This window comes from Anditalea andensis (assembly GCF_000714815.1).
Lineage (GTDB): Bacteria > Bacteroidota > Bacteroidia > Cytophagales > Cyclobacteriaceae > Anditalea > Anditalea andensis.
The window spans coordinates 284,766-311,062 of the sequence record NZ_JMIH01000024.1; the positions used below are offsets into that span (position 1 = coordinate 284,766).

Consider the following 26,297-nt stretch of genomic DNA (forward strand, 5'->3'; position numbering starts at 1 on the left):
AAACTCTCTCGAATGCTTCAGAAACTTGCCATTGTCACCTGTGAGTCCATGGGTGATTATAATAATAATGCAGAAAGTGAAGATCAGATACTTGCTGCACTTTTAACCCAATACCAATTATCTTTCAAATTTGAAATCTGGTCTGATAAAAGTGTAAATTGGCTACAGTACACCCATATAATAATAAAATCACCCTGGGACTATTTTGATAGGTATAAGGAATTTACCACTTGGTGCAGCGATATCATCCTTACCGGGATACCCGTATATAATGACATAAGTACTGTTATTTGGAATGCTGATAAAAAATACCTGTTTGATATTGAGTCCAAAGGCCATCGGGTGATTCCTACTCAATACCTTTCAAAATCCCAAAATGTATCCTTAAATGATGCATTTGAAAAATTTGATACAGATTCCCTTATCTTCAAACCTTCCGTAAGCGGTGGGGCTAAGAACACGCTACACATAATAAAATCAAATTGGGAGAGATATGAAGACCAAATAAAAGAACTTGTCCAAGAGGAGGATTTTCTTCTTCAGCCATTTATCAAAGAGGTAGTGGAAGAAGGGGAATACAGCTTTATATTTTTTGGAGGGAAATTTTCCCATGCCGTATTGAAACAACCTAGGGCAGGGGATTTCCGTGTTCAGCATTTTTTTGGGGGCAGGATCACTTCTATTAAGCCTGAGCCCGGAATATTGGCAGATGCCCAACGAATTATAAATGATTTTGCCGCTGGCTGTTTATATGCCCGTGTGGATGGTGTATTGATTGAAGGAGTATTTTACCTTATGGAGCTGGAACTTATAGAACCTTATCTATTTTTGTTTACCCATCCGAAGGCTAAACATAATTATATGACTGCTATATTGGAAAAACTGGCTTAGTTGCAGAACTGTGCTAATTTTTCTTTACCATACTTGCTGCCATGTTGTGCTGCAAGCCTGAGGTCATGGCAGGATTTTCCTGGGTCGGTTTTTAAGAGACATGCGGCCCTTCTTGCCATGGCTTCATAGTGTGTGGGATTTTTTTTCAATACAGAATCAAAATCCTCAATAGCCCAATCAGTATATCCAATAATCATAAAAGCAAATCCACGGTTGTACAAGCCTTCTATTTTATCGGGACTTAAAGTGACATACATATTAAAAGATCCCGCTGTACCCAGAGGATCGCCTAATTTTGCCCTGGCTATGCCCTGGTAATAATAAGTCATTGGTTCATCCGGCTTCAGCTCTCTGGCAAGTTGGAAAAATTCATCGGCTGACTGATAATTTTCATTCATGACCATGGCCCTACCCAAGTAAAAAAGGATATCAAAGTCTTTATAATCATGCAGTGACGCTAGGAGTAAATGCTTTTCAGCTGTTTGATAATCTTTTAATTTAAAAGCTACCATTCCTATACCGGCATGGGCCTGGGCATAGGTAGGTTTGTATTTGATGATTGTTTTATAATCTTGTAAAGCTTTGTCGTACTCCTCCATTTCCTCATACGATCTGGCGCGGAGGTGGAGCGATTTTACATCGGTTACATTTATAAACAGGACCTTATTGAAGGTAGAGATGGCTTTTTCAAAATCACCGTTTTTATAATATACTTCTCCATTTTCAAAAGAAGTCGAGCAGGACAAGGATAGCATTACCGCTAAGCAAATGAATAAATGTCTCATAGTCTATAGGTTGTCTATAAAACTAATGAATAAGTTTTTAAATTAAAAGTTTAAACCTGATTTTATTAAAAAAATTATGGTCAGGTGTAATGAGTTCATTAACGTTAATTTCTTTTGAATAAAGGAGAAACTTTGAACTTCTATTTGAAAATCTGGATATCACTATGTTTATGCCATAGGAGAAGTAGATCAGTTAATCAGTTCCCAAAAGGAAATCACTGTCTTTCCATGATTCGGTCATTTTTTCAGAAAAGACCCAGTAACAATCATGCAGGCTTATGATATAAATGATGGGCCTAAATACACCATTACCAATTGGGTGAAAGATTTGCAGTTTTAACTTTATAAAATTGTCATCTACTAAAATTAATATTTATACTACTTAATAGACATAGGGAGACCGTATGGAAAAAATGAATATAACTATAGCCATCAGCGAAACAAAAATTACAGGAAATCCGAAGATGATTAATAAAAACAGGGTAAAAAATTTTATGGTTACATTTCTGGATAAATGTGATGCTTCTTTTGTGAAGTTAATGAGGGCTATAATCCCAAGATTTAATGAAAGACTAAGGAGGAGTATGGACAATAACTGCTGTATATTAGAGAGGTAAGGATATTGAAAGATTACATACATTATTTCAGGAGCAATGATCAGGAGTGTACTTACCAAGTGGACCCCAGCTTTGATAAAGATGGGGCGGGGAAGGTTTAGAAATATTTTTAATGGAGACCTTTCAAACTCCTTTTTTTCCAGCCATATGGGCAAATTGATAAAGGCCGCACAAAGTACACTGAAATGTATCCACCGTGCATCGTAGGCACCGGTGGAATAAGAATAATAAAACATTTTCAGTAAAATGAGCACCATAAGTTTACAAGCTAACAGGAGCCATAGCCTGTTTTCTTTTAAATGCATGATTAGCCAATACACGCTACTGATGGAGTAGCTTTTCCGCGTGAATTTCTTCAATAGGTTACTTCCATGATCCGGAAGCGGCCTAGCTAAAGCATAATATAGAAAAATCCTGTGGGCGGAAGCCATTCCGGATAAAGTAACCCATAGCAGGACAGGCTGAAACCAATATCCAATCTTCACAGATAGGAATGATAAAAATATAACATATATTATTAATAGCAGGTGATTATATACCCATATCACCAGCTGATAACTGGAAAAATCGGATGATTTAAATAGTGCCATCTGATGAAAAACTTGATATGCGCCATGCTTGATAAGATGTATATGGAACCTGAATTGTACCCAGCCATATATTAAAAACATAAAAAGCAATGTCAAAAAGGCTAGCGGATGCTCCAAGATTCTTGTTCCAATGATGATGTGTTGGCGCACTTCCATCAGCAGCCCAAAAGCAATAAAGATCAGGATAAAAAATCCTAAAAATGCTTTATAGTAAGGTGCTACAAATGCCCTAATCAATAGGTTTCTCATTGGTGTGATATCATCGTCCCATGTAAAAGCCGATGCACTGATTTAAAGGACAATAAATCGACAAATGCTTTTTGATGAGTGGAAAGTAAAAAGCTGACCCCATCTGCAGATTTCTGTTCGATTAGCCTTATGAGAAAATCTTGAGATCCAGTGTCTATTGTAGTAAATGGTTCATCCAAAATAATCAGTTTCGGTTCGCCCAAAAATGCCAGTAAAAGAGAGGTCTTTTTAAGCATTCCTGAAGAATATGTTGATATAGGATTAGCCGAGAAAGAGGAGACCTGAAAGGTTTCTTTTAGCACTTTAATTTGATTTTCAGTAGCTTTTTTAGCTTTAGAAACAAATATAATCAAATCGTCAAGACTCAGGAAACCTGGAAAAAGAGGTTCAGCTTCGGAAAAATTTACCTGTTGCCGATAGGGTAGAGGATGTTTTTTAAGATCTATATGATCTAAGATTATGTTTCCGCTATATGTTTGAATTCCTGCGATCGCCTTAAACAGCGTTGATTTTCCCGCACCATTTTCTCCCTGGATCAAATGTATTCCTTTTTCCAATTTCAGAAATTCGATTTCTAAATGAAATCCGGTCGGATATTTTTTTAGGAAATGGTGGATTTCAAGCATTTCGTAAAAATAATAGATACTTTCAGTTTAGCTACCTGAAATTTTATTTTTCATATATTTTAACAGGTTTCTTTATAGTAGATGAAACTTATGATCCACATATGAATAATTGACCATAAATTTTTTGTTTATCCGAACGAATGTTTAAGAAGTTCACATCTCATAGTCCTAAAACAGGGCTATGAGATGTGAATGATGGATCATTTATTTTATAAAACTCCTTTCGTACTGGGTAACTGATTGATCGCTGCATAATCTCTGGCGACCGCCATTTTAATGGCCCGTGCCAGTCCTTTAAAGATGGCTTCAATCTTATGGTGCTCATTATTGCCCTCTGCTTTGATATTCAGGTTACATTTAGCTGTATCGCTAAATGATTTGAAGAAGTGATAAAACATCTCGGTAGGCATATCGCCGATTTTTTCCCTTTTAAAATCCGCCTCCCACATGATCCATGGCCTTCCGCCAAAATCAATGGCCACCTGGGCCAGCACATCATCCATCGGTAGGAGAAAACCATATCTATAAATACCTTTTTTGTCCCCGACTGCCTTATGATAGGCTTCGCCCAAAGCAAGCGCGGTATCTTCTATGGTATGGTGCTCATCGATATGTAGATCTCCATTGACATGTATATCCAGGTCTGTTCCGCCATGCTTGCCCAACTGTTCCAGCATATGGTCAAAAAACGGGATGCCAGTATTGATATGGCATTTACCAGTTCCGTCTAGGTTTACACTTATCTTTATCTTAGTTTCCAGTGTGTTCCTTTCTATGGTCGCCGAGCGGGCTGGAAATCTCAGATAACTGTAGATTTCGTCCCATGATCTGGTACTCAGGTGAGCTCCTTCATTTTGATCTCCTATAAAAATAGCTTTAGTGCCTAAATTTTTGGCAAGCTGAATGTCGGTCACCCTGTCTCCGATGACGTAAGAATTCTCCAGATCATAATCTCCTTCCAAATACCGGCCCATCATCCCAATACCAGGCTTGCGTGTAGGTAGGTTTTCATGTTCAAAAGACCTGTCTATAAGTATCTCAGAAAAAATGATTCCTTCGGAATCCAGTATCTGAAGCATCTTATTGTGGGCAGGCCAAAAAGTATCCTCGGGAAAGGAAACTGTGCCCAACCCATCCTGATTGGTCACCATCACCAGTTCATAGTCTGTTTCTTCCGCTATTTTTCGAAGGTTAGATATGGCTTTTGGATAAAAGTCCAAAAGCTCCAGACTATCTACCTGGAAGGTAATGGGCGGTTCGGTAATGATAGTGCCGTCCCTATCTATAAACAATACTTTTTTCATTTTAGATTATAATTATGGTCGCTCATTAAGGTTTGAATATTTGGAAAGGGATGTCAATAATGTAGTGTTTTCCTCCCGGGTACCCACCGTGATCCTGAGACATTGTTCGCATAGGACGACTTTCGAGCGGTCTCTTATGATGATTTGGTCTTCTATCAGGAATCCATAAATTTTTTTGGCATCTGTAACTTTCATTAATAGGAAATTGGCATCTGATGGGTAGATGTGAAGGACGATGGGTAGCTGAGCAAGCTGTTCTTCCAGAAATATTTTTTCCTTAAGTATCCTGCTGACCATTTCATCTTTCTTATCTGCCTGTGCGAGGGCTTCCAAAACCTTGACTTGGGTAAGGCCGCTGATGTTATAGGGTGGTTTGATGCGATTGATGATCCTGATGATTTCTTTAGAAGCGAAGGCCATTCCTATACGCAGTGAAGCCAGTCCCCAAGCTTTAGAAAATGTCTGTATGATCATAAGGTTTTTTAATTTGTCCAACTTTCCTATATAGCTGGCTTCAGTGGTGAAATCAATATAAGCTTCATCCAGTACCACCAGTCCATTGAAATGATGTATAATATAATCTATATCATCTTTTTTAAGACTGTTCCCGCTTGGATTATTGGGAGAGCAGATGAAGATGATTTTGGTATGATCATCTATGGCTTCCACTATTTCCTTTGGCCTAAGGTGGAAGTCTGCCGTAAGGTTTACTTTTTTTACCATTACATCATTGATACCTGCGCTGACTTCATACATGCCATAGGTAGGAGGTAAGATGATGACATTGTCCTTCCCCGGAATGCAAAAAGCCCTGAATAATAAATCGATCGCTTCATCGCTTCCATTGCCCAGAAAGATCTGATCAGATGGAATGTTCTTGATTAGGGATAATTTTTGCTTGATTTCTAACTGATAGGGGTCAGGATACCTGTTAAAAGCATCTTCTGTTAAAGATCCATAAGGGTTTTCATTGGCATCTAAAAAAACACCTTCCTTTCCTGAATATTCATCTCTGGCAGAGGAGTAGGGCTGTAGGTAGGCGATATGTGGGCGTAGAATTTTGTCTAAGGAGAAACTCATAATCCATTTTCTTTTAAATACTCCAGTCTAATGGTAACGGCATTTCTATGGGCATCCAATAATTCATTGGCAGCCATAGTCTCCACAGTGGGGCCGAGGTTTTTGATACCTGCAGCTGTTATTTTTTGATACGTTATCTTTTTCACAAAACTGTCCAGTGATACACCGCTATAATTTTTAGCATAACCATATGTCGGTAAGGTGTGGTTGGTTCCTGATGCATAATCCCCGGCAGACTCTGGGGTAAAGTTGCCCAAGAATACAGAACCTGCATTGATGATTCTTTTAGCTACCTCGTCTTCATTATGCACCACTATGATCAAGTGTTCAGGGGCATACTCGTTGATCAGGTCTATGGCTTTGTCCTGATTGGGCATCACTATTGAGACGCTGTTTTCCAGGGCTTTGGCAGCGATAAGTTTTCGTGGAAGTTTTTCCAACTGTTTTTCTATTTCTCTGGATATTTTAGTGCTCAGTTTTTCACTATCCACTACCAGTATTACCTGGCTGTCTATGCCATGCTCTGCCTGGGACAGAAGATCTGATGCGACAAAAGAAGGAATACTACTATCATCTGCATAGACCAAGACTTCAGATGGCCCTGCTGGCATATCTATAGCGGTGCCCTTTTTAGTGGCCAGTTGTTTGGCAGCAGTGACATACTGATTTCCGGGACCGAATATTTTATCCACTTTGGGTACCGACTCTGTACCATAGGTCATGGCCGCTATAGCCTGAGCGCCCCCGGCTTTTATGATTTTATCTATGCCTATCAAATCCGCTGTATACAAAATAGCAGGGTGTATGCTGCCTTCTTTGTTTGGAGGGCTGCAAAGCACCACTTGTTCACAGCCCGCTATATTAGCAGGTATGCCTAACATCAGTACAGTAGAGAAGAGCGGAGCAGTACCGCCAGGTATATATAGCCCTACTTTTTGGATAGGTACACTGCGACGCATACAGGTGACACCTTCCATCACTTCCATTTCTAAGTCAGGTGTAGACTGTGCCTCGTGAAATTTCTCAATGTTTTCTTTTGCCTTAAGGATGGCCTCTTTCAGTTCTGGTGCTACCTGTGCTGAGGCATTCTTGATTTCGGTCCGGCTTACCAATAGATCTTTGATTTCAACATGGTCGTATTCTAGGGCAAATTTTATAAGCGCTTTATCACCTTGACGCTTGACTTTTCGCATGATAGGTTTTACCAGCTTTTCTATTTCCTTTATTTCCAGGGCTGGCCTGGCTAGTTGGCTCTTCCATTCACTTTTGGAAGGGTTGTTTAAAACTTTCATAAGAAAATGTTTATATGACCATTTTTTCTATTGGTACCACCAATATCCCCTGTGCACCCGCAGCTTTAAGTTCTTCTATATTTTCCCAAAACTGGTCTTCACTCAGTACAGAATGGACCGAGGACCAGCCTTCCTGGGCAAGGGGGAGAATGGTCGGGCTTTTCATACCGGGTATTAAGGTAATGATTTTATCAAGGGAATCATTGGGGGCATTCAATAAAACATATTTATTGCTCTTTCCTTTTTGGACAGCATTTATCCTAAAAAGGAGTTTGTCTACTATGGCTTGCTTTTCTACAGGGAGATTTCCACCACTGATAAGTACTGCTTCAGACGAAAATATTTTTTCTACTTCTTTAAGCCCGTTCATCATCAGGGTGGAGCCGGAACTTACTATATCGCAAATACCTTCTGCCAAACCTATACTCGGTGCTATTTCTACCGAACCGCTGATTTCGTGGATTTCAGCGTTGATGTTATTTTCCCTCAAAAAATCTCCCAGTATCCTAGGGTAAGAAGTAGCTATATTCTTATGTTGAAAATAAGAAAGATCCGTATAATTTTCTCCTTTTGGTATGGCCAAAGATAACCTGCACTTGGAAAAACCAAGTTTTCTGATGGTCTGTACCTGCTTGTTTTTTTCAACTATTTCATTTTCTCCGACTATACCCAAATCTGCCACACCGTCTGCCACATACCCAGGTATATCGTCATCTCTTAAAAAAAGAAACTCTATGGGGAAGTTGGTAGAGGTGGCCTTCAGTTTCCCTCCGCCGTTGTTATATTTGATGCCACATTCTTTCATGAGGCTTAATGAGTCTTCACTTAATCTGCCGCTTTTTTGGACAGCTATTCTGATGATGGGTTCCATGTTGGATTAAAATAGGTATAAATATTGGTTAAGGGTCTTATCCAAGACCGGGCTGTAAAGAATACAATACAGCCAACTAGGGGCGATATGATAATGTTTTTCCTCTTTACGAGGAATGATGGAAATGATGAACAGGGGCATTTGCCGCTATAAAAGTATAAACCTGGGAGATATGACTGGTTAAAGTATTCATCTTAGGTTACAAAGATAAGGTAGTTATGATAAATTGCAAGATTAAATGAAGAATTATGACTTTAAAAATCATATACATAACGTAGTTCGCAGGCAATAAATAAGTTTGAAAGGGTTTAAATATCAGGTGAGACTATAGGTCATTTTAAGAACCAACAGCTATAGGATATAAGTTTTAAGCCCTAAAAAATAAAGTTTAAGTATCAGGGAGTTCATCAGGATCATTCACATAAGATACCATGCCATTTTAACTCATATAACTTTTGATGAGCAATTATGGAATTTGTATTTTATGATTAACCTTTAATTTTTGTAGGTTTTATTTAATAGGGTTTTATGAATTATTTTTGTTTTTAATATATTTAACGGTTTAAATTATAAGGACTAAATTAAAAAATTACGTTATTTTCAAAAATATAGGTTTGTTTAAATGTTTTTTATAATATTATAAAAATATAATTTTTTATTTTATAAAATTTTGTTTTTTTAAATTTATTTAATTTTTTGAAATGTTTTAAAAATTTTTTTGAAATTTATTATTGTTATTTGTTATTAATTTAAAATTAATAATGGTTTTAATTGTTGTTATTAGAAATTTTTTTTTAATTTTTTTTGGTCTATTTTGAGAATTATATTTTCCATAGAATATTTTGGATAATAATTATCTAATAATCCAAATCTATTTATTTGAATGTAAATGTTTGATTTGCCGAATATAACTTATATTTTATCACATTTATCGATATCTGTAACCGTATATCAATAATTACAGGTGTTTATATTGTTATTAATATTAATTATAATATTTTTCTAATAATTATATGTCCGTAATTGGACAAAAAATAAAATTTTATTTTTATATACTATTATTGTTCAAAAATTAACTTTTTTGATTTTTTCGGTAATTTATTTTTCAATTTAACTTAACAAGAATATACTTATGGGAAAAATTTTACTATTAGCGTGCATGTTATGTACAATAGCTTGGAATGCTCAGGTGATGGCTCAGCAACGGTTAGTTACTGGAACTGTAATTTCCGACGAAGATGGGCAACCATTGCCTGGGGCAACTGTTCAGGTTAAAGGAACTACTATCGGTTCTGTGACTGATATTGATGGTAATTTTACCATCAATGTACCCGGTGGGAATAATTCTCTTATTATTTCTTTTGTGGGGTTGACTACACAAGAAATACCGGTGGGCAATAGAAATAATATAAGCATTACCTTGTCTCCTGATGCAGCTCAATTAAACGAAGTAGTAGTGACAGCTATAGGGATAGAACGGGACAAGAAAGCCTTAGGTTATGCAGTTTCTACAGTAGGGGATGAATTACTTGCCAACCGTCCAGAAGCAGATGTCTCTAGAGTACTTCAGGGCAAAGTAGCCGGTGTTAATATCACTGCTACCAACGGGATGACGGGATCAGGTACTAATATTGTAATCAGAGGTTACTCTTCCGCTACAGGCTCTAACCAACCATTATTTATTGTGGATGGAGTGCCATTCAGTTCAGGCACTAATGCTCAGGGTGGATTTGCTACAGGAGGGGCGACTACTTCATCTAGGTTTTTAGATATAGATCCTAATAACATAGAAAGTGTAAACGTGCTTAAAGGCCTTTCAGCCACTGTATTATATGGCGATCAAGGACGAAATGGTGTAATATTGATTACAACTAAGTCAGGTTCTACCCAAAGAAGGCCCACTGAAGTTACCATTAATCAGTCAGTCTTTGGTAATCAGGCGGCCTCCCTACCTAAATTCGGGCAAATATATGGAAATGGCTTCCAGCAGCAGCCAGGAGCTTTTTTTTCCAACTTTGGCCCAAGAATGGATCAGGGTATCATGTTGAACCATCCCATAGGTAGTTCTGGTGTAGCCAGTATCAGAAATGCTTTTCCAGAATTCAGAGACCCCAGTCTCATTACTGCCTCTAATCCATATGGGGCTATCCCGTATGAATTCAAAGCTTATGAGGATATCAGCACCGCTTTTTTTAGAACGGGTTTGATCAGCAACACCTCATTACAAGTATCCGGCTCTACTGACCGCGCCAGTATAAGCGCTTCTTTTGGTTATACTAATGAAGAAGGGTTTACACCTGGCAATGCTATGGAGAAATTTAATTTTGGATTAGGCTTTAATGCGGCCATTTCAGATAAATTCTCAGTAAATTCTTCCTTTACATTTGCCAGAACAGATCTTGAATCTCCTCCGGTGAATGCGGCTTATGGATCTGGGCCTGACGGTGGGATACCATCCATTTTTGCCAATGTACTTTATACGCCTCGAACGGTAGATTTAGCGAATTTGCCTTATGAGAATCCTATAGATCGTTCTTCAGTTTATTACAGGGGAAATAATGATCAGGTAAATCCTATATGGGCTGCGAAATACTATAAAAATACAAGTATGGTAAACAGATTTTTTAACTCTACCTCATTGAATTATGACTTCAATGATAATCTATCTGTTACGTATAGACTAGGTCTTGATACTTATAGTGAAACTCAGGAAGCCATGTATAATAGGGGTGGCGGAAATGGTGTAAGTTTATTAGTAAATCAAGGGTACTATAGAACTGTCAATATTAGAAATGATATTTGGAACCAGGATTTAGTTATCAACTGGCGGCCATATCTATCAGAAAGGCTAGGGTTCAGTGCTTTATTAGGGGGTAATACTCGATATGATTTTTATACGCAAAATGGATTATCTTCTAATAATCAGCTCGCATTCGGCCTTTTCCGTCATTCGAACTTTGAAGTAAATGCCAATACTGATCCCCTTACTATAAATAATAGGAGAAATGGAGATTTGAACTTTACGGAAGAACAGAGAAGAATGGGTTTATATTCACAAGTTACATTAGATTATGATGATTATCTGTTCTTGACCCTGTCTGCAAGAAATGACTGGACTTCCACTGTAGAAGCTGAAAACCGAAGGATACTTTACCCAGGTGCTTCTGTATCCTTTATTCCGACAGACGCTTTTAATATTACTTCACCCACTTTAAATTCTTTGAAGTTAAGATTGGCATTTGGAACTTCAGCAGGTTTTCCCTCTCCCTATAGAACTCGAAATTTCCTGAATCAATCTGCCCGTGCCTTTGAGCGTGGGGGGACCATATATCAAACACATTCAGTTAATCCGATTTTAGGTAATCCAAACTTGAAACCAGAACTCCAGCAAGAATTTGAAGTCGGTATAGAGTCCGCTATGTTTAATAATAAGTTTAGGTATGAACTCTCTTTATATGAGCGAAATACTAGGGACTTGATTACTGAAGCCCCAATAGACCCCTCTACAGGATATGACCTCACAGCTGTTAATATTGGTAACATGCGTGTCAGAGGAATAGAATTCCAAGCAACAGTAGTTCCTGTAGCTACTTCCGCCTTTAATTGGGAATCTATAGTCAATTTTGGCCTTTATAGATCAGTTGTATCTGAGCTTGGGGGCGGACTGGATGAAATTGTGATCGAAGGATTTACAGATCTTGGGAACTTTGCGGTGGAAGGACGACCGTTTAACATAATCAAAGGACTAGGTATAAACCGAGCCCCTGATGGGCAGAAAATTGTCCTTGCAAACGGCGATTATATGCCTACTCCTGATGCAGTGGAATTAGGAGATCCAAACCCTGCATGGACTGGATCATGGATTAATACTTTCCGTTACAAAGGGTTTAACCTTTCTGTAATGATGGAATACCGTCATAAAGGAGCCATTTTTTCCAATACCGTTACAGCTTCGCTGGCACGAGGAGTAACAGCAGACCCTGAAGCTGACCGAGAGCTGACTTTTATCCTTCCAGGTGTAAAACAGCAGGGGGTCAATGAAGATGGTACTCCTCGATATGTTCCAAACGATATTCAGGTAACTGCTTCTAATTATTTCTTCAATAATTATCACGGAGCTGCAGATGAGAGTAATGTATTTGACGGTAGCACGATAAGGTTGAGAGAAATATCCTTAGGTTATGATGTACCGCAGAGTTTGGTGGGCAGGACACCTTTCAAGAGGGCTTCCGTGGCTATTAGTGGCACTAATTTATGGTTCAGGGCTTTGAACTTTCCACCAAACATGAACTTTGATACCGATGTCTTAGGTCTTGGTGTAGGGAATGGTTTAGGTTTTGACTTTGTAACTGGCCCAAGTTCTAGAAGGTTTGGTGGTACTTTGGTTCTTACTTTCTAATATTTTATAAAGAAAACACTATGAAAAAGAAGATATACAGTTTTATATTCGCCTTGAGTACGCTACTAGTGAGCTCTTGTGATTTAGATTTATTGGACAGCCCCAATGTGGTTACAGCTGAGACAGCTTCGCCCACATTTCTTTTAAATAAAATTCAAATAGATTACGCAGCCTTGTTTAATACTACCAGTACGAATGGTATGAGATTAACAAGAATGATGAGCCAGCCTAATAGTCTTTATGAGCTGGCTTATGTTTCTGTAGAATATAACACTATTTGGGTTAATTCCTATGCTAATATTTTAAATGACATCAAGTTTCTGGAAAATTTAAATGAATCTTCTCCGGTGCCAAGACATATTGGAATAGCTAAAGTGTTCAAGTCTATGGTTTTGATGACTTTGGTAGATTATTTTAATGATATTCCTTTCTCTCAGGCATTGGATCCAAATAATCTAAATCCTGCATTGGATGGAGGTGAAAGTGTTTATGCAGCAGCTTATCAAGCTTTGCAAGAGGCAAAGCTGTCTTTAGCTATGGATACGCCTAACTTACCGGTCGACTTTTATTATAACAATGATGTGGCGCGTTGGATAAAACTCATTAATTCTCTGGAATTAAAATATCATTTAAATAGGAGATTAATTGATGAAGCAGGTAGCACTAGTGCCATTAATGCACTGGTTACTACAAATAATTTCATATCAGCAGGAGATGATTTTGTATTTAGATATGGTACTTCTCAATCCAATCCCGACTCAAGGCATCCACGCTTCAGCCAGTATGGTTCTGGTGGTGGCGATTATCAATCTACATGGTACATGTGGAATTTAACCGAAGCTAAAGGGTTTGATGATCCAAGAGCGAGATACTATATCTATAGACAGGTATTGGTCAATCCTACAGATCCTGATAAATTAAGGTGTATCAATGAAATAGCACCTTCCCATTACTTGGCTGGAGGATGGCCGTTTTGCTTACCAGGAAACCGGGGTTACTGGGGAAGAGACCATTTAAATAATGAAGGTATCCCGCCCGATGGACTTGAACAGTCAGTCTATGGAATTTATCCAGCAGGAGGTAAGTTCGATAATGATGCAGGTCAAGATGTAGGTGGTGCATCAGGGGCTAACCTTGGAGGGCAGGGTGCTGGAGTACAGCCCATTATGTTAGCAGCATTTGTTGATTTTATGTTAGCAGAAGCCGCGCTCACACTTGGAACTACTGGAGATGCTAAAGTTTATACTTTAAGGGCTATAAACAAGCACATGGATTATGTGAGGAACTATGCACTTTCTACAGCGGATGCTGCTAATATCAGAGAATTTTACCCTGACGAAGAGTGGTCAGAAGCAATAGCTGCATATATAGCCTATGTAGATAACCAATATACACAGGCTGGATCTAATGATGCTAGACTGAACGTGATTGGTAGAGAATATTGGTTGTCATTATTCGGAAATGGCAATGAAGCTTACAATCTGCATAGAAGAACAGGAAAGCCTGCTAATATGCAACCAGGTTTGTTGGCTTCTTTTGGTGAGTATCCGCGATCTTTCTTTTATCCAAATAACTATATGGTAACCAATAATACTGCGATTCAGAAAAGCAGTCAAAGAGTCAGAGTATTTTGGGATAATAACCCTGAAGGATTTATATATTAATTTAACTTATGAAACATATGAAAAATTATAAATACATACAGGGGGCATTATTAATGTGGATGGTTTTTTTGGTTTCTTGTGTAGATTTTGTAGAACCAAATATACCTTATAAGGATTTCAATACCGGGGCGTATTTAAGGACCATAGCCAGGACTTCTACTTCTTTTAATTTCTTTGACCTAACTGGAGCTAGATTCGCCCTGACATTGGAAGCTGTTGATGCTGAAAATGGGGCTACAGTAGAAACTGTAGAAATTAGAGTAAGGCATAGAAGGCTTATTCCTGGTGTAGGGTTAGCCTATGTGCCAGTGCAACCTTCGGGAGGAGAATGGACAGATATATTGATTCATACACTAACAGCGGCTGATTTTGCTCCAAATACTGAATCGAGATTCTTAAGGGCTTCTTTTGATATTCCGGCAAGTGTGGCTATGGAAGCCCTTGGCCTTACTTCCGAAGATATTGAAGGTGGTGATACTTTTGAATTTAGATTGGTTCTTACTGATAGGATGGGAAGGGTTTTTTCCAATCATAATCGGAGTGCAGATGTAGAAGGAGGTTTGTTTTATGCTTCACCATTCCAATATAATGTTGGCGTAGTCTGTCCTTCAGATCTCGGTGGAACATATAGAACTACAGTGGTGCAAGCATCAGGTCCTATTGGTGCATGTCCGGCAAATGTACCAGGAGAAATTACGTTCATTCCGAGAGAAGACGGGATTTCCTATGAAGTATCTGATGGGACATTTGGGTACTGGGGCTGTATAAATGATGACTGGGGCACAGGAGCTGTTGTACTCAATGATGCTTGTGGGGCGCTCAGTATCTCCGGTACAGATAAATATGGTGACTCTTATTCTATGACGGTACTCAGTTCATCCAGCACCCAGCTTACCATCGAATGGGTAAATACTTATAATGAAGGTGGCACGGTTATTATATTTGCTAATGAAGATGCTCCATTTCCTGATGGTCTTAGATAATAGGATCAATTTATAAAAAAACTTTAAGCTTAAAGTTTATATTAATGTTCTGTTTTACCCTCCTGATTTTTTGGCTTTATAGCCAGCCTTAGTAAGTTCCTCGACAGCCTTATCTCTGTGATCTCCTTGCAAGAGTATTTCTCCATCCTTGGCAGATCCTCCTACACCACATTTGTTTTTGAGCATTTTTCCCAATTCTTTTAGATCATCATCCGTACCTATAAAGCCTTCTATAAGGGTAACCTGTTTTCCACCTCTTGCTTTTTTGTCCAGCATTACTTTGAGTTTTTGCTGTTGGGGTGGGAGGGTTACTATATCTTCATATCCACTGTGATCATACTCAAACTCATCACTGGTCGAATATACTACACCGTCCCGATTCTTCCAGTCGTTCTTTTTTTTCTTTCCCATAATCTTATTCATGAAAGATGATTTATAATTTTGGAATTAATATCCTAAATCATTTTTTCCTCATTGTCCACACCGGTCTTTTGGCATGGTTGACTACATCTTCTGCTATACTTCCGCTGATCAGGTGCATAAACCCGGTACGCCCGTGGGTAGCCATCGCTATCATATCTGCATTGATCTCCTCTGCATATTCGATGATCCCTTCTTCCTCAGAAGAACTGTTATAAATTTCAACATTGATGTTGCTAAGACCCTGTTTTTCTACAAATTTTCCGATCCTTGCTTTTGAATCTTTACTGTTCTCAAACAAGCTGGGTGTATTGATCTTTACCAGGGTTACTTCTGCTGCCAATATATTTTGAATTATTTTCAATTCACCGATGATCTCTTCATTTTCATCTTCAAAATCACTGGCGAAAACTATTTTTCTTATATCGTCCGCCTTAACAGGATGCTTAACTGTAATGACGGGGCATTTAGAATGACGGACTACCTTTTCTGTATTGCTACCAATCAGGAATTCTTCCATCCCGCTGGAGCCTTTGGATCCCATTACAATCAGGTCCGCTTTGATATCAGTAACTTCTGCACTGATACCTGCATATGGATTACCGAATACTATTCTGGATGAGAACTCGAATTCAGCATTTTTATACTGATTCTTTATTGTTTCCATTTGTTGTTTCCTTTTTTCAACCAGCTCGATCATAAAGACCTGGTTCATTTCGTTATCTGCCAGATTTACCTCACCCATAGTATTGAAACTCTGGGATGTAGGAAGCTCGACTATATGGATCATTTTAAGCTTTGCTTTGGCTTTGATAGCAAGATCTTTTGCAAATTCGAAAGCATTATTGGCTTCTTTTGAAAAATCAAATGGTACTAAAATGGTTTTCATATGAGGTTAGTTTATATTACCGAAGTATAGTGAGCATTTAAAAATCAATGTTCCAGATAGCTCTAATGGCTTAAGTGGAAAATTTGGTTTTAAATTACAAAAAAGGAATAGCATTGCAATATTTATACCATGGATATTGAATCGCCGGTCTGGGCAGCTACACCAGACGAGGTCAAAATTCTGCTGCACAATGACCTGAGTACCTACTCTTAACTAATTTAAGGCATTTGAACTGTCCCTACTATCCTAAACTGATGAAAAAAGAAATTTCATTTAACTATTGATAGGGAAATTTTTATCTGCTGGTTCAAACCAACAGGCGCTGGCTTAATATTAACCCCACTCCAAAAGCCAAGACCCACATCAAAGTAGCAATAGCCATCTTCTTAAGAAAGGGGTCGATCTGTTGGGAATTCTTTCCCTTCTGAACTCCAGCGCCTACCCTTACCATTAGTGGCAGTAGCAGGAAGGCTAGGAAACCTCCCCACGCTTTCTCCTGAAATATGAAAATCAACATAAATAGATTGCCTCCTATAATCAATGCCCAGTTATACTTTATAGCAGCAAGTTTACCTATTCTTACTGGAATAGATTTCTTACCTGCTTGGGTATCTGCCTTGATATCTCTGATATTATTGATATTTAACACTGCTGTACTGAACAGGCCCAAGGATATGGCAGGCCATATGACAGCAGATTGGAAGTCAAGCATGTGAAGAAAAAGGGTACCCAATACTCCCGTCAATCCAAAAAATAAAAATACAGATATGTCTCCAAGACCCATATAGCCATAGGGCTTGGTTCCTGAGGTGTAAGTCACCGCTGCTGCTATAGCGAATAATCCCAAAGCTATAAAACCCCAGAACATCAGCCAGCTGCTCACCGCTACATATAACAATAAAATCCCGCTGAACAGTGATAAAACGGCAAATATTACCATAGCAATTTTCATTTCATGCAGTGGAATGATGCCGGACTGTACCGCTCTTATGGGACCTTCTCTATTTTCACTATCTGCCCCGTGAATACTGTCGCCATAGTCGTTTGCGAGGTTAGACAGTATCTGCAATAGGGTAGTGGTACTGGCTGCCAAAACTAAGATTTCCCACTTAAAAGACTGATAGTAATAAGCCAAAAAGCTAGCCATCAGTATACTTGCCAGTGCTAAAGGTAAAGTTCTTAATCTTATGGCATGAATCCAAGCCTCTTTTTTGCCTGCTAATTTTACTTCCACTTTAATATATTCTTGTAAATGCTGACCAATATTGCAAGTCAATAAAACCTGCATTATTTTTCAGTATGATAGGGACAAATTTATTAAATACGCCGCTTTCGCTAAAGCTTAGATGCTTAAATGCTGTAAAATTTTTTCATCCATAGGGCTTACAGCACTTGGAAAGAAATCTACCAATTTCCCCTGTTCATCTATCAGGTATTTACTAAAATTCCAGGCCGGCTCTTTGTCATTCCAGCCGTTCATGTCCTTATCAGATAGCCATCTGTATAAGGGGTGCTTATCTACCCCTTTTACCGAAATCTTTTCAAACATTGGAAATGTCACACCGAAGTTTTCACTACAAAAAGTTTTGATTTCTTCTTCTGTTCCAGGTTCCTGGCCTCCAAAATTATTGGCAGGAAAACCCAACACGGCAAGTTTATCGCCGTATTTCTCGTGAAGTTCCTGAAGTTCTGCATACTGGGAGGTATAGCCGCATTTAGAAGCTACATTGACCAGCATTACTTTTCTTCCTCTGTACTGTGAAAAATCCACTTCTTCACCATCGATATTCTTGAGTTTGAATTCATGGAAATTTTTTGGCATGCTCATATCTTCTATCGTTTGGATGGAGGCAGTCATTGACTCATCGGTTACCTTGTTTTCTACATTGCAGGATATTGCCAGCAAAGCCAGGAATAATATGTTTTTATACATAAACTATGATACTAAATGTTGATAATTAAAAGCTTTACTGCTAGCAAGGTTACATCCTATCCGGTACTTTTACGCCTAATAACGCCATTCCCCTTTTTATTGTTTTAGCTACTTGTAGCGACAAAGCCACCCTAAACTGTTGGACCAATAAATTATCCTCATTAAATATAGGTAATTCGGCATAGAAACGGTTATATTCTTTGGATAAGTCAAAAAGATATTGGGCTATAACCGATGGGGACAATTCTTCTCCAGCTGTTTTTATCTTTTTCTCAAAATCATTTAAAACTATAATAAGTTCCTGTTCTGCTATCTCTAATTTATCAACCTTGGTATAATCTGCATTTTTATAATCTACTCCTATCTGATCGGCTTTTCTGATAATGGAGGCTATTCTGGCATGTGAATACTGGATAAAGGGACCTGTGTTTCCCTGAAACTCTATCGATTCCTGTGGATTGAACAGCATTCTTTTCTTAGGGTCTACTTTAAGGAGAAAATACTTTAATGCTCCCATTCCTAAGGTTTCATAGAGTTCCGTTGCCTGCTCGTCACTGAAACCATCTATTTTACCAAGTTCTTTTGTATGGGATGCTGCCGTATCTATCATTTCCTGCATAAGGTCATCAGCATCCACCACCGTGCCTTCCCGGGATTTCATTTTACCTGTAGGTAGATCTACCATTCCATAAGAAAGATGATGGAGGCCTTCACCAAAAGGTCTTTCTAATTTTTTTATGATCTTAAATAAGACATCAAAGTGATAATCCTGTTCATTTCCGACTACATATACTGATTTATCAAAGCCAAAATCCCTGTACTTAAGGTCAGCTGTTCCAAGATCCTGGGTGATATAGACAGATGTCCCGTCAGCCCGTAATACTAACTTTTCATCGAGCCCTTCTTCACTCAAATCTACCCATACGGACCCATCATCTTTTTTATAAAATACTCCTTTTTCTAGCCCTTCTTCCACTATATTTTTGCCTAAAAGATAAGTTTCTGATTCATAGTAAAACTTGTCAAATAAAACACCCATACGCTTATAGGTTTCGTTGAACCCCTGGTAAACCCACTGGTTCATCCGTGTCCACAGATCGACTACCTCTTTGTCCCCGGTTTCCCATTTTCTGAGCATGTCCTGGGCAGCGAGCATCCAAGGAGCCATTTGTTTCGCCCGGGCTTCCGTCTGACCATCGGCCATCAGTTCTGCCACTTGTTTTTTGTATTCGCGGTCAAAAGCCACATAATATTTACCTGCCAGATGATCCCCTTTCAGCCCGCTGGAGTCTGGTGTTTCCCCATTGGCAATTCGCTGATAGGCTACCATGGATTTACAGATGTGGATTCCGCGGTCATTGACAAGGTTAGCTTTTATGACTTCATAGCCGTTAGCAGCCAAAATTTCAGATATGGAAAAACCCAAAAAATTATTTCTTAAATGGCCTAAGTGCAATGGTTTATTAGTATTTGGTGAACTGTATTCGACCATTACTTTTTGGCCATTGGATGGAAACTGGCCTATATGTTCCTTATTGTATAGGTTTTGGAAAATCTGTAACCAGAGTGATTCATTCACCTCTAGATTCAGAAAACCTTTAACCACATTAAAGTCCCTCACTGCAGTGGAATGTTCTTTTAAGTATTCACCGATCTTACGCCCCCCTTCTTCAGGTCCTGACTTAATGATTTTGAGATAGGGAAACAATACAAAAGTATAAGTACCGGCAAAGTCTTTTCTGGTGGGTTGAAGTGCCAGGTCTACTTGTGATAGTTCATGGTCAAAAAGTACTTTAAATGCTTTTTGAATATCTAAAAGGATTTGTTCTTGAATCGTCATATTTTATGCAGTTGACTAGTAAGTATGTATGCGTTAAAAATTATGGACAAGTGATTGGGTGGTAGCTTCGAGTACATCAAAAGCATTTTCTGCCATGAGGTTTTCTGTATCCAATGTCGGATTTACTTCTACGATTTCCCAGCAGCATACCCTTTTATCTTTAATGAGTTCCACATTTAGAGAGATGGCTTCTTCCACAGTGATGCCATTGGCTACCGGTGTCCCTGTGCCCATAGAGATGGCGCTGTCCATGCTGTCTACATCAAAGGATATATAAATCTGCTCACAGTCACTAAGCCTATTTAAAGCTTTCTTGGCCACTTCTTTTACTCCGGTAGCATGTACCTCATCCGTGGTGATCGTCATTATATTGTGTTTTTTGATGAGGTGGTCCTCAGGGTTTTCAGTATCTCTAAGGGAAATAAATACGATGTCCTGAGGCAAGATTTTCGGATCTTCTCCACCTGTATTTTTTATTCTTTCCCAGTAAGAAATTTCTTCCTCGGAGGGTTCGTTGACTTTAGCCTCCAAATTATCCGTAGAAAGGCACATGGCCAGAGGCATTCCATGCATATTGCCGGAAGGTGTGGTATACGGGGTGTGGAGGTCAGCATGCGCATCTATCCATATCACACCAAGACGTTTTTCTGGATCAGCAGCTTTGATTCCCATGATGGTCCCAGCTGCTGTGGAATGGTCTCCTGCCAGTACTATTGGAAATTTCTTTTCCACTCTTAATGATTTTATAGCGGTATAAACATTTTCTATTACCTGGTGCACACCGTCTATATATTTGGCGTGTGGGAATCTATTTCCCTTCCAAAGATACTGGTTTGCATCAGGAACATTTATAGGGTCAAATTTGGTGAAAAACGTTGACTTTTTATCTAAACTGGCCACTTTAAGGGCATCAATACCCATACTGGCTCCTCTAGTGCCGGCTGCTAATTCTGATCTGACTTCTACTAGTTTTATGTTACGCATTTAATTATATGGGTTTGTATACAGTACGGGGATAAAATTTGATCTCCTTAATATATAGGTGCAAAATTAGCTAAAAAAGGGGAAAATACGGGTTACCAGGCGGGAAGTTTCATTCAATACAGCATTTGCGCAAATAAATGTTATTCCATTTACCTTTCATGCTGTAGTTAAGCCGGTTAGGATAAATCTGTGTTTATTTCCAATATTTAAAATGCCTCTGCAAAAATTATTTGTGTTGTAGTTATTGATGAGGCCTATTTTGAATTATGGCTGTTACCTGAGTTTCAGATGTTCCTGGTATTTTCATTTTCCGTTATTTATCCTTTATTTTGTCCGTTTCTTGTAAACCAAATTGATAATAAATTACTTTTAATACTTATGCTATTGAAAACTTTTTTTCAGTACAGTATTTGAACAAGTAATGGATTAATAAATTAAGGTCCACTTACCTTTTCTTTCCACCTTAACCATCAGAAATGAATAAATATGCAGATTTGATTCAACAGACTTTTGATTTCCCTACCAAAGAATTTCATGTTGAAGACAATAAACTTCACTTTAACGGAGTGGATTTGATGAATATAATAGAGGAATATGGAACCCCCCTCAAGCTAACTTATCTACCCAAAATCAGTGAAAATATCCAAAATGCCAAAACCATTTTTAACAATGCAATAAAATCCCATGATTATAAGGGGAATTATACTTACTGCTATTGTACCAAATCATCGCATTTTAGTTTTGTGATGGATGAGGCTTTGAAAAACGACATACACATAGAGACATCTTCTTCATTTGATATACCTATAGTAAGAAATTTATACGAAAGAGGAAAAATCACGAAAGACACCTATATAGTTTGTAACGGATTCAAAAGAGATTTATATAAAAAATACATCACCGAACTGCTCAATGATGGATTTAAAAACTGCGTTCCGATACTGGATAATCTGACGGAGATTGATTATTATTTGGAGCATGTGAAAGTCCCTTTTCAAGTAGGGATCAGAATAGCATCGGATGAAGAACCAAAATTCGGCTTTTATACATCCCGATTGGGGGTGAGGTATAATGACATCATTAAACTGTATGAAGATAAGATAAAAGATAATCCTAAAGTCAGCTTGAAAATGTTGCATTTTTTCATCAATTCGGGGATAAAGGACACAGCATACTATTGGTCCGAGCTTACCCGATTTATACAAAAGTATGTAGATCTGAAAAAATCTTGCCCAGAATTAGACACCATGGATATCGGGGGTGGGTTTCCCATTAAAACCAACGTGTTTTTTGATTACGACTACCAATATATGGCAGAGCAGATTGTCAAAAACATCAAGTGGATGTGTGCCAAAAACAATACGGTGGAGCCTAATATTTTTACAGAATTTGGTAGCTATACTGTAGGCGAAAGTGGTGCGGTTCTCTATTCCATTTTAGATGAAAAACTACAAAATGATAAGGAGCTTTGGTATATGATAGATGGCTCTTTTATCACACAGCTACCAGACAGCTGGGGACTAGATCAAAAATACATCATGCTCGCTATCAATAACTGGAATGAAGAATATCATAATGTATCTTTAGGAGGTCTTACCTGTGATAGTATGGATTACTATAATTCAGAAGCCCACCAGTTTAACCTCTATCTGCCAAAACAGGAGGAGAATAGGAAACAGTACATTGGTTTTTTCCATACTGGAGCCTATCAGGAATCTTTGGGGGGATATGGAGGTATTCAGCATTGCTTGATACCGGCTCCTAAACATGTGCTGATAGATAAGGACAGTGAAGGTAAGGTCACCCATAAATTATTTGCCGGAGAACAATCCAGCGAATCAATGCTAAAAACCCTTGGTTACTAAGTGTTTATAATAATGGTGCTACTGTTGAGTTGCACCATTTTTTATAAATTTACCTTTCCAATCCTACTAATTTTGCGTATTATTGAATTATTCCTTTGAAATTTATTATAATAATTAATAGAATTTAAGTGTAAAATTTGGTGTAAATCTTAAATTCATATAAAATATCTCCTGCAATGATTGATGTCCGGTTACAAAAGTATAGTGGATTTGCTATTGGCCTCTTATTATTTATTTTGAACAGTTACACCTTTGCTCAGCAAAGAGAAAGGTATGAAGGGGAATATACCTTTAATAATCACGATGGAACTGCCACCTTTACTTTCTATGAGAATAGGGACGGTGAGATAGTTATTGATGGTAACTTTTCTTTTGTGAGAAGATCAATAGATACACTGGACAGAACATTGCTGAGTAAGTTAAATGTCAATGGAGTTTATAGAGAAAATAAGAAACATGGCAGGTGGAGATATGATCAAGAAGAACATAGGGTAGAGTTACGGGATGTAGTTGATTTTGAAGTTGTTACCGATCTTGAAAGTGAGGATTATGAACTAAGTGCTACTTATAACCAGGGTCAGCTAGAAGGTGTATGGGAGTATAGGGAGAATAAATTTGAAAGAGGAAGGGTAGAGCCATTATTCAGATCTGCTCCCATTAATTTTTCAGCGGGAAAAATGGTAGGTGACATATCATTTGAGCAATTTGGGGACTACCTTACCTATAACATTACAGGAAGATTAGATCCACAGGGTGTCATGGTAGGAGAATGGGTTTTCACCTATATGAGGGATACCATCTTCGTAAGAGAAACAAGAAGATATGAGAATGGATTTTTGCTCGGACTTAGGGTAGTGGATGACGAAACACGGGAAGTAATTAACGAAGTGATTTTTCACGAAGTCATTCAAAATCTGGATAGGTTAAACCAGGGAGAAGATGTAGGTTTTGGTATAGCTGAAGCCAGGTTTCCACTTACTTTCAATGTAGGATATCGGCAGTCTTTTGAAGAATTGCAAGTACAGCAAAGGGGAAATGAATTTTTACGGCATGTTCTTGGCCGTATCCTTCAGTATGAGGATGAATATGTAGATGATGATGGGAGTCTATCCCAGTATCCCATTCATACCCGAAGATTTGAATATCCCATATCGCGTGAAGATCAGCGAAATATCGATGAAATAGAAGAAACCTTTGAAGTGCTACAATCAGAGGTTAACCGATTTGCAGAAATGAATGCGCTGGCCATCAACCGGTATAGGGATGATTCATTGGCTTTTGCTTATGAATATTTTCAAAGAAAGCAGCATAGATTGGATCAGGTAGACACATTGGTTCAGATTCTGACTTCTGATGAGATCAGGTATATAGATCAGGATGTCTTTGTAAGAGAAGGTATTGATTTCTTATCTGCATTTGATACCATACGGTATGAATTTGGTGAAGAGGTAAGAACTAGGCATTTAGATTATGAAGATGATCTGGGTGCCGATAGATCATTGACAGATAATGTACTGGCTTATATCAGGCGCGAACAGTCTCTAGTAGATGTGTTCACAGCTTATATCACCCAAGAACTCGAGCAGTTGGAGCAGACTGATGACTTGGCAACAATGGAAGCTAGAATATTGCAAAATAAAGCATTAGTGGATTCTGTATATTTAAGTCATGAGACCATCTCTAATAGAGACCTTGAAATGTTTGCTTCAGTATATGAAAATATACTTCAGCGCAACTTTAATGAACTTAGCAGGAGGTATTCAGAAATGGACACCTATATGGAAAGAGTAGAGCAAGGGGAGGTGATATTGGACCTGATATCAGAAATGAGGGAACAGTTTAATAGACTGGCAGCTGTATTTCCTACTATGGATGACTTAGACGAAACATATCAGGAAGAAACTTTTAATCCATTTACATATTCAAGATATAATGTAAGGGTAAAAGAACGTCTATTTGATAATGGTGGTATGGTCCTTTTCAATCATTATGTCAGTCAAATTAGAAACGAAGAAGATTACACTATGATAAAAGAACATCTGGATAGGATAGAAGCCCTTCAGGAAAGATTATATGAACTCAGAGATGTAGACACCAGAAGAATAGAAAGAAGGCTGGGAAGAAGAACATCTATTAACAGAATAGAATCAGCCCTGGATTTATAATTAAATAAAAATGTATTTAAGTAAATTTGCCAAACAAAATTTATTGGCCTTAGGTATTTGTTTTTGGACTATTTCAGCTTTCGGGCAAGGGGATGCACCACAACAATTTATACCCTCAGAAAGAACTAACCTCCTAGCTACTACAGAATCATGGAACGGATTATATTTAAAATTTAGATTAGGAGATAGATGGCTCTGGTATCAGGAAAATCACTACAGAAGAAGGAGTAGTGTAGATAACAGAGGAGACTTTATAGGTAGGATGAGTCAGATTTATAACCGATTTGGATTTACTTATCTAGCTCGTGATAATTTTGAAATAACTTTCGGACCTACTTTGGTGTGGAATTTTACACCTGATCCAGGAAATCCTGAATTTGTCACTAGCACTTTAGAGCCAAGATTTTGGCATCAGTGGTTATTAGTACAACCAATGGGACGCGTTAAACTATTTCATCAATTCAGGTTTGAGCACAGGTTTAAAAGGGACAATAATGTAGGGGCTCCCTATAATTATACAGATAGATTTAGGTATAAGGTATATGCCTACATTCCTATAAATAAGCCTAGAATGGAAAATCATACCTTCTTTATTTCCCCTTCAAATGAAATTTTCTTTGAAACCGGATCTCATATTACCGATATATTAGAGGAAAACAGAATTTATACTGCGATAGGGTATACCCATAACAATTTTATGTTTTTTGGTGGTCATATGTGGACCTATGGCCCTTCGGCCATACCAGCGGAGTACAGGCAAAGGCATATAATCAGACTGAATGTCATGTACACCCTGGATTTCAGAGATAGCAGAAATGTAAGAAGGGCTTTGGTAAGGTGATAATAATAA

The 26,297-nt window shown here is 38.1% G+C and carries 20 protein-coding genes; 7 read left to right on the top strand and 13 right to left on the bottom strand.

Features of this window, described 5'->3' with window-relative positions:
• Positions 1-12 precede the first annotated feature (12 nt).
• The gene (locus EL17_RS17600; protein WP_035077052.1) at positions 13-891 is read left to right on the top strand and encodes an ATP-grasp domain-containing protein; all 879 of its coding nucleotides are present in this window, start codon (positions 13-15) and stop codon (positions 889-891) included.
• Here the strand turns inward: EL17_RS17600 and EL17_RS17605 are convergent.
• From EL17_RS17605 to hisG, 7 genes are all read right to left on the bottom strand, one after another.
• Positions 888-1,676, bottom strand: coding sequence for a tetratricopeptide repeat protein (locus tag EL17_RS17605; protein WP_035077054.1), 789 nt, complete (start codon positions 1,674-1,676; stop codon positions 888-890). The genes EL17_RS17600 and EL17_RS17605 overlap by 4 nt on opposite strands.
• A gap of 382 nt (positions 1,677-2,058) precedes the next feature.
• Positions 2,059-3,132 carry a hypothetical protein gene (locus EL17_RS17610; protein WP_035077056.1) on the bottom strand — a complete coding sequence of 358 codons (1,074 nt, stop codon included), beginning with the start codon at positions 3,130-3,132 and terminating at the stop codon, positions 2,059-2,061.
• Entirely contained in the window at positions 3,129-3,758 is a 630-nt protein-coding gene (locus EL17_RS17615) for an ABC transporter ATP-binding protein (RefSeq protein ID WP_035077058.1), read from the bottom strand. The genes EL17_RS17610 and EL17_RS17615 overlap by 4 nt, the downstream gene beginning before the upstream one ends.
• A 209-nt stretch (positions 3,759-3,967) precedes the next feature.
• Positions 3,968-5,062, bottom strand: a complete 1,095-nt coding sequence (gene hisB, locus EL17_RS17620; protein WP_035077060.1) for a bifunctional histidinol-phosphatase/imidazoleglycerol-phosphate dehydratase HisB — start codon at positions 5,060-5,062, stop codon at positions 3,968-3,970.
• Between the two features lie 12 nt (positions 5,063-5,074).
• On the bottom strand, positions 5,075-6,142 hold the full coding sequence (hisC, locus tag EL17_RS17625) for a histidinol-phosphate transaminase (protein ID WP_035077062.1): 1,068 nt from the start codon (positions 6,140-6,142) through the stop codon (positions 5,075-5,077).
• Positions 6,139-7,434, bottom strand: coding sequence for a histidinol dehydrogenase (hisD, locus tag EL17_RS17630; protein WP_035077064.1), 1,296 nt, complete (start codon positions 7,432-7,434; stop codon positions 6,139-6,141). Before hisD ends, hisC begins: the two co-directional genes overlap by 4 nt.
• Positions 7,435-7,444: 10 nt before the next feature.
• Positions 7,445-8,305 carry an ATP phosphoribosyltransferase gene (gene hisG, locus EL17_RS17635; protein ID WP_035077066.1) on the bottom strand — a complete coding sequence of 287 codons (861 nt, stop codon included), beginning with the start codon at positions 8,303-8,305 and terminating at the stop codon, positions 7,445-7,447.
• A 1,132-nt stretch (positions 8,306-9,437) separates the two neighbouring features.
• On the opposite strand from hisG, the gene EL17_RS17640 reads away from it, so the two are divergent.
• The 3 genes from EL17_RS17640 to EL17_RS17650 are packed head-to-tail and all read left to right on the top strand — an operon-like array spanning position 9,438 to position 15,351.
• Positions 9,438-12,704, top strand: a complete 3,267-nt coding sequence (locus EL17_RS17640; protein WP_035077068.1) for a SusC/RagA family TonB-linked outer membrane protein — start codon at positions 9,438-9,440, stop codon at positions 12,702-12,704.
• Between the two features lie 20 nt (positions 12,705-12,724).
• Positions 12,725-14,368: a SusD/RagB family nutrient-binding outer membrane lipoprotein gene (locus EL17_RS17645; protein WP_035077070.1), complete on the top strand. Its 1,644-nt coding sequence runs from the start codon at positions 12,725-12,727 to the stop codon at positions 14,366-14,368.
• Between the two features lie 17 nt (positions 14,369-14,385).
• On the top strand, positions 14,386-15,351 hold the full coding sequence (locus tag EL17_RS17650) for a hypothetical protein (protein ID WP_035077072.1): 966 nt from the start codon (positions 14,386-14,388) through the stop codon (positions 15,349-15,351).
• A gap of 54 nt (positions 15,352-15,405) precedes the next feature.
• On the opposite strand, the gene EL17_RS17655 is transcribed toward EL17_RS17650, so the two are convergent.
• The 6 genes from EL17_RS17655 to EL17_RS17680 form a co-directional block, all read right to left on the bottom strand.
• A complete protein-coding gene (locus EL17_RS17655) occupies positions 15,406-15,762 on the bottom strand; it encodes a translation initiation factor (RefSeq protein WP_035077674.1) in 357 nt (118 codons plus the stop codon).
• 49 nt (positions 15,763-15,811) lie between these two features.
• Complete coding sequence (locus EL17_RS17660; RefSeq protein ID WP_035077074.1) at positions 15,812-16,660, bottom strand: universal stress protein; 849 nt, start codon at positions 16,658-16,660, stop codon at positions 15,812-15,814.
• A 307-nt stretch (positions 16,661-16,967) separates the two neighbouring features.
• The gene (locus EL17_RS17665) at positions 16,968-17,894 is read right to left on the bottom strand and encodes a 1,4-dihydroxy-2-naphthoate polyprenyltransferase (protein ID WP_035077676.1); all 927 of its coding nucleotides are present in this window, start codon (positions 17,892-17,894) and stop codon (positions 16,968-16,970) included.
• Between the two features lie 108 nt (positions 17,895-18,002).
• Complete coding sequence (locus EL17_RS17670; protein ID WP_035077076.1) at positions 18,003-18,593, bottom strand: glutathione peroxidase; 591 nt, start codon at positions 18,591-18,593, stop codon at positions 18,003-18,005.
• A gap of 49 nt (positions 18,594-18,642) precedes the next feature.
• Positions 18,643-20,433: an arginine--tRNA ligase gene (gene argS / locus EL17_RS17675; protein ID WP_035077078.1), complete on the bottom strand. Its 1,791-nt coding sequence runs from the start codon at positions 20,431-20,433 to the stop codon at positions 18,643-18,645.
• Between the two features lie 33 nt (positions 20,434-20,466).
• Positions 20,467-21,417 (bottom strand): arginase, encoded by a 951-nt coding sequence (locus EL17_RS17680; RefSeq protein WP_035077080.1) that lies wholly within the window; start codon positions 21,415-21,417, stop codon positions 20,467-20,469.
• Between the two features lie 476 nt (positions 21,418-21,893).
• On the opposite strand from EL17_RS17680, the gene EL17_RS17685 reads away from it, so the two are divergent.
• The 3 genes from EL17_RS17685 to EL17_RS17695 all read left to right on the top strand — a co-directional run bounded on the left by EL17_RS17685 (position 21,894) and on the right by EL17_RS17695 (position 26,288).
• Complete coding sequence (locus tag EL17_RS17685) at positions 21,894-23,282, top strand: arginine decarboxylase (RefSeq protein ID WP_035077082.1); 1,389 nt, start codon at positions 21,894-21,896, stop codon at positions 23,280-23,282.
• A 176-nt stretch (positions 23,283-23,458) separates the two neighbouring features.
• The gene (locus EL17_RS17690) at positions 23,459-25,447 is read left to right on the top strand and encodes a hypothetical protein (RefSeq protein WP_164675141.1); all 1,989 of its coding nucleotides are present in this window, start codon (positions 23,459-23,461) and stop codon (positions 25,445-25,447) included.
• 10 nt (positions 25,448-25,457) lie between these two features.
• Positions 25,458-26,288 carry a DUF2490 domain-containing protein gene (locus tag EL17_RS17695; protein WP_084166258.1) on the top strand — a complete coding sequence of 277 codons (831 nt, stop codon included), beginning with the start codon at positions 25,458-25,460 and terminating at the stop codon, positions 26,286-26,288.
• The last annotated feature ends 9 nt before the right edge of the window (positions 26,289-26,297 follow it).

Bases quoted from the DNA above. Each gene is read 5' to 3' on its own strand.
- EL17_RS17600 (WP_035077052.1), top strand. From the start codon at position 13: ATGCTTCAGAAACTTGCCATTGTCACCTGTGAGTCCATGGGTGATTAT.
- EL17_RS17605 (WP_035077054.1), bottom strand. From the start codon at position 1,676: ATGAGACATTTATTCATTTGCTTAGCGGTAATGCTATCCTTGTCCTGC.
- EL17_RS17610 (WP_035077056.1), bottom strand. From the start codon at position 3,132: ATGAGAAACCTATTGATTAGGGCATTTGTAGCACCTTACTATAAAGCA.
- EL17_RS17615 (WP_035077058.1), bottom strand. From the start codon at position 3,758: ATGCTTGAAATCCACCATTTCCTAAAAAAATATCCGACCGGATTTCAT.
- hisB (WP_035077060.1), bottom strand. From the start codon at position 5,062: ATGAAAAAAGTATTGTTTATAGATAGGGACGGCACTATCATTACCGAA.
- hisC (WP_035077062.1), bottom strand. From the start codon at position 6,142: ATGAGTTTCTCCTTAGACAAAATTCTACGCCCACATATCGCCTACCTA.
- hisD (WP_035077064.1), bottom strand. From the start codon at position 7,434: ATGAAAGTTTTAAACAACCCTTCCAAAAGTGAATGGAAGAGCCAACTA.
- hisG (WP_035077066.1), bottom strand. From the start codon at position 8,305: ATGGAACCCATCATCAGAATAGCTGTCCAAAAAAGCGGCAGATTAAGT.
- EL17_RS17640 (WP_035077068.1), top strand. From the start codon at position 9,438: ATGGGAAAAATTTTACTATTAGCGTGCATGTTATGTACAATAGCTTGG.
- EL17_RS17645 (WP_035077070.1), top strand. From the start codon at position 12,725: ATGAAAAAGAAGATATACAGTTTTATATTCGCCTTGAGTACGCTACTA.
- EL17_RS17650 (WP_035077072.1), top strand. From the start codon at position 14,386: ATGAAAAATTATAAATACATACAGGGGGCATTATTAATGTGGATGGTT.
- EL17_RS17655 (WP_035077674.1), bottom strand. From the start codon at position 15,762: ATGGGAAAGAAAAAAAAGAACGACTGGAAGAATCGGGACGGTGTAGTA.
- EL17_RS17660 (WP_035077074.1), bottom strand. From the start codon at position 16,660: ATGAAAACCATTTTAGTACCATTTGATTTTTCAAAAGAAGCCAATAAT.
- EL17_RS17670 (WP_035077076.1), bottom strand. From the start codon at position 18,593: ATGTATAAAAACATATTATTCCTGGCTTTGCTGGCAATATCCTGCAAT.
- argS (WP_035077078.1), bottom strand. From the start codon at position 20,433: ATGACGATTCAAGAACAAATCCTTTTAGATATTCAAAAAGCATTTAAA.
- EL17_RS17680 (WP_035077080.1), bottom strand. From the start codon at position 21,417: ATGCGTAACATAAAACTAGTAGAAGTCAGATCAGAATTAGCAGCCGGC.
- EL17_RS17685 (WP_035077082.1), top strand. From the start codon at position 21,894: ATGAATAAATATGCAGATTTGATTCAACAGACTTTTGATTTCCCTACC.
- EL17_RS17690 (WP_164675141.1), top strand. From the start codon at position 23,459: ATGATTGATGTCCGGTTACAAAAGTATAGTGGATTTGCTATTGGCCTC.
- EL17_RS17695 (WP_084166258.1), top strand. From the start codon at position 25,458: ATGTATTTAAGTAAATTTGCCAAACAAAATTTATTGGCCTTAGGTATT.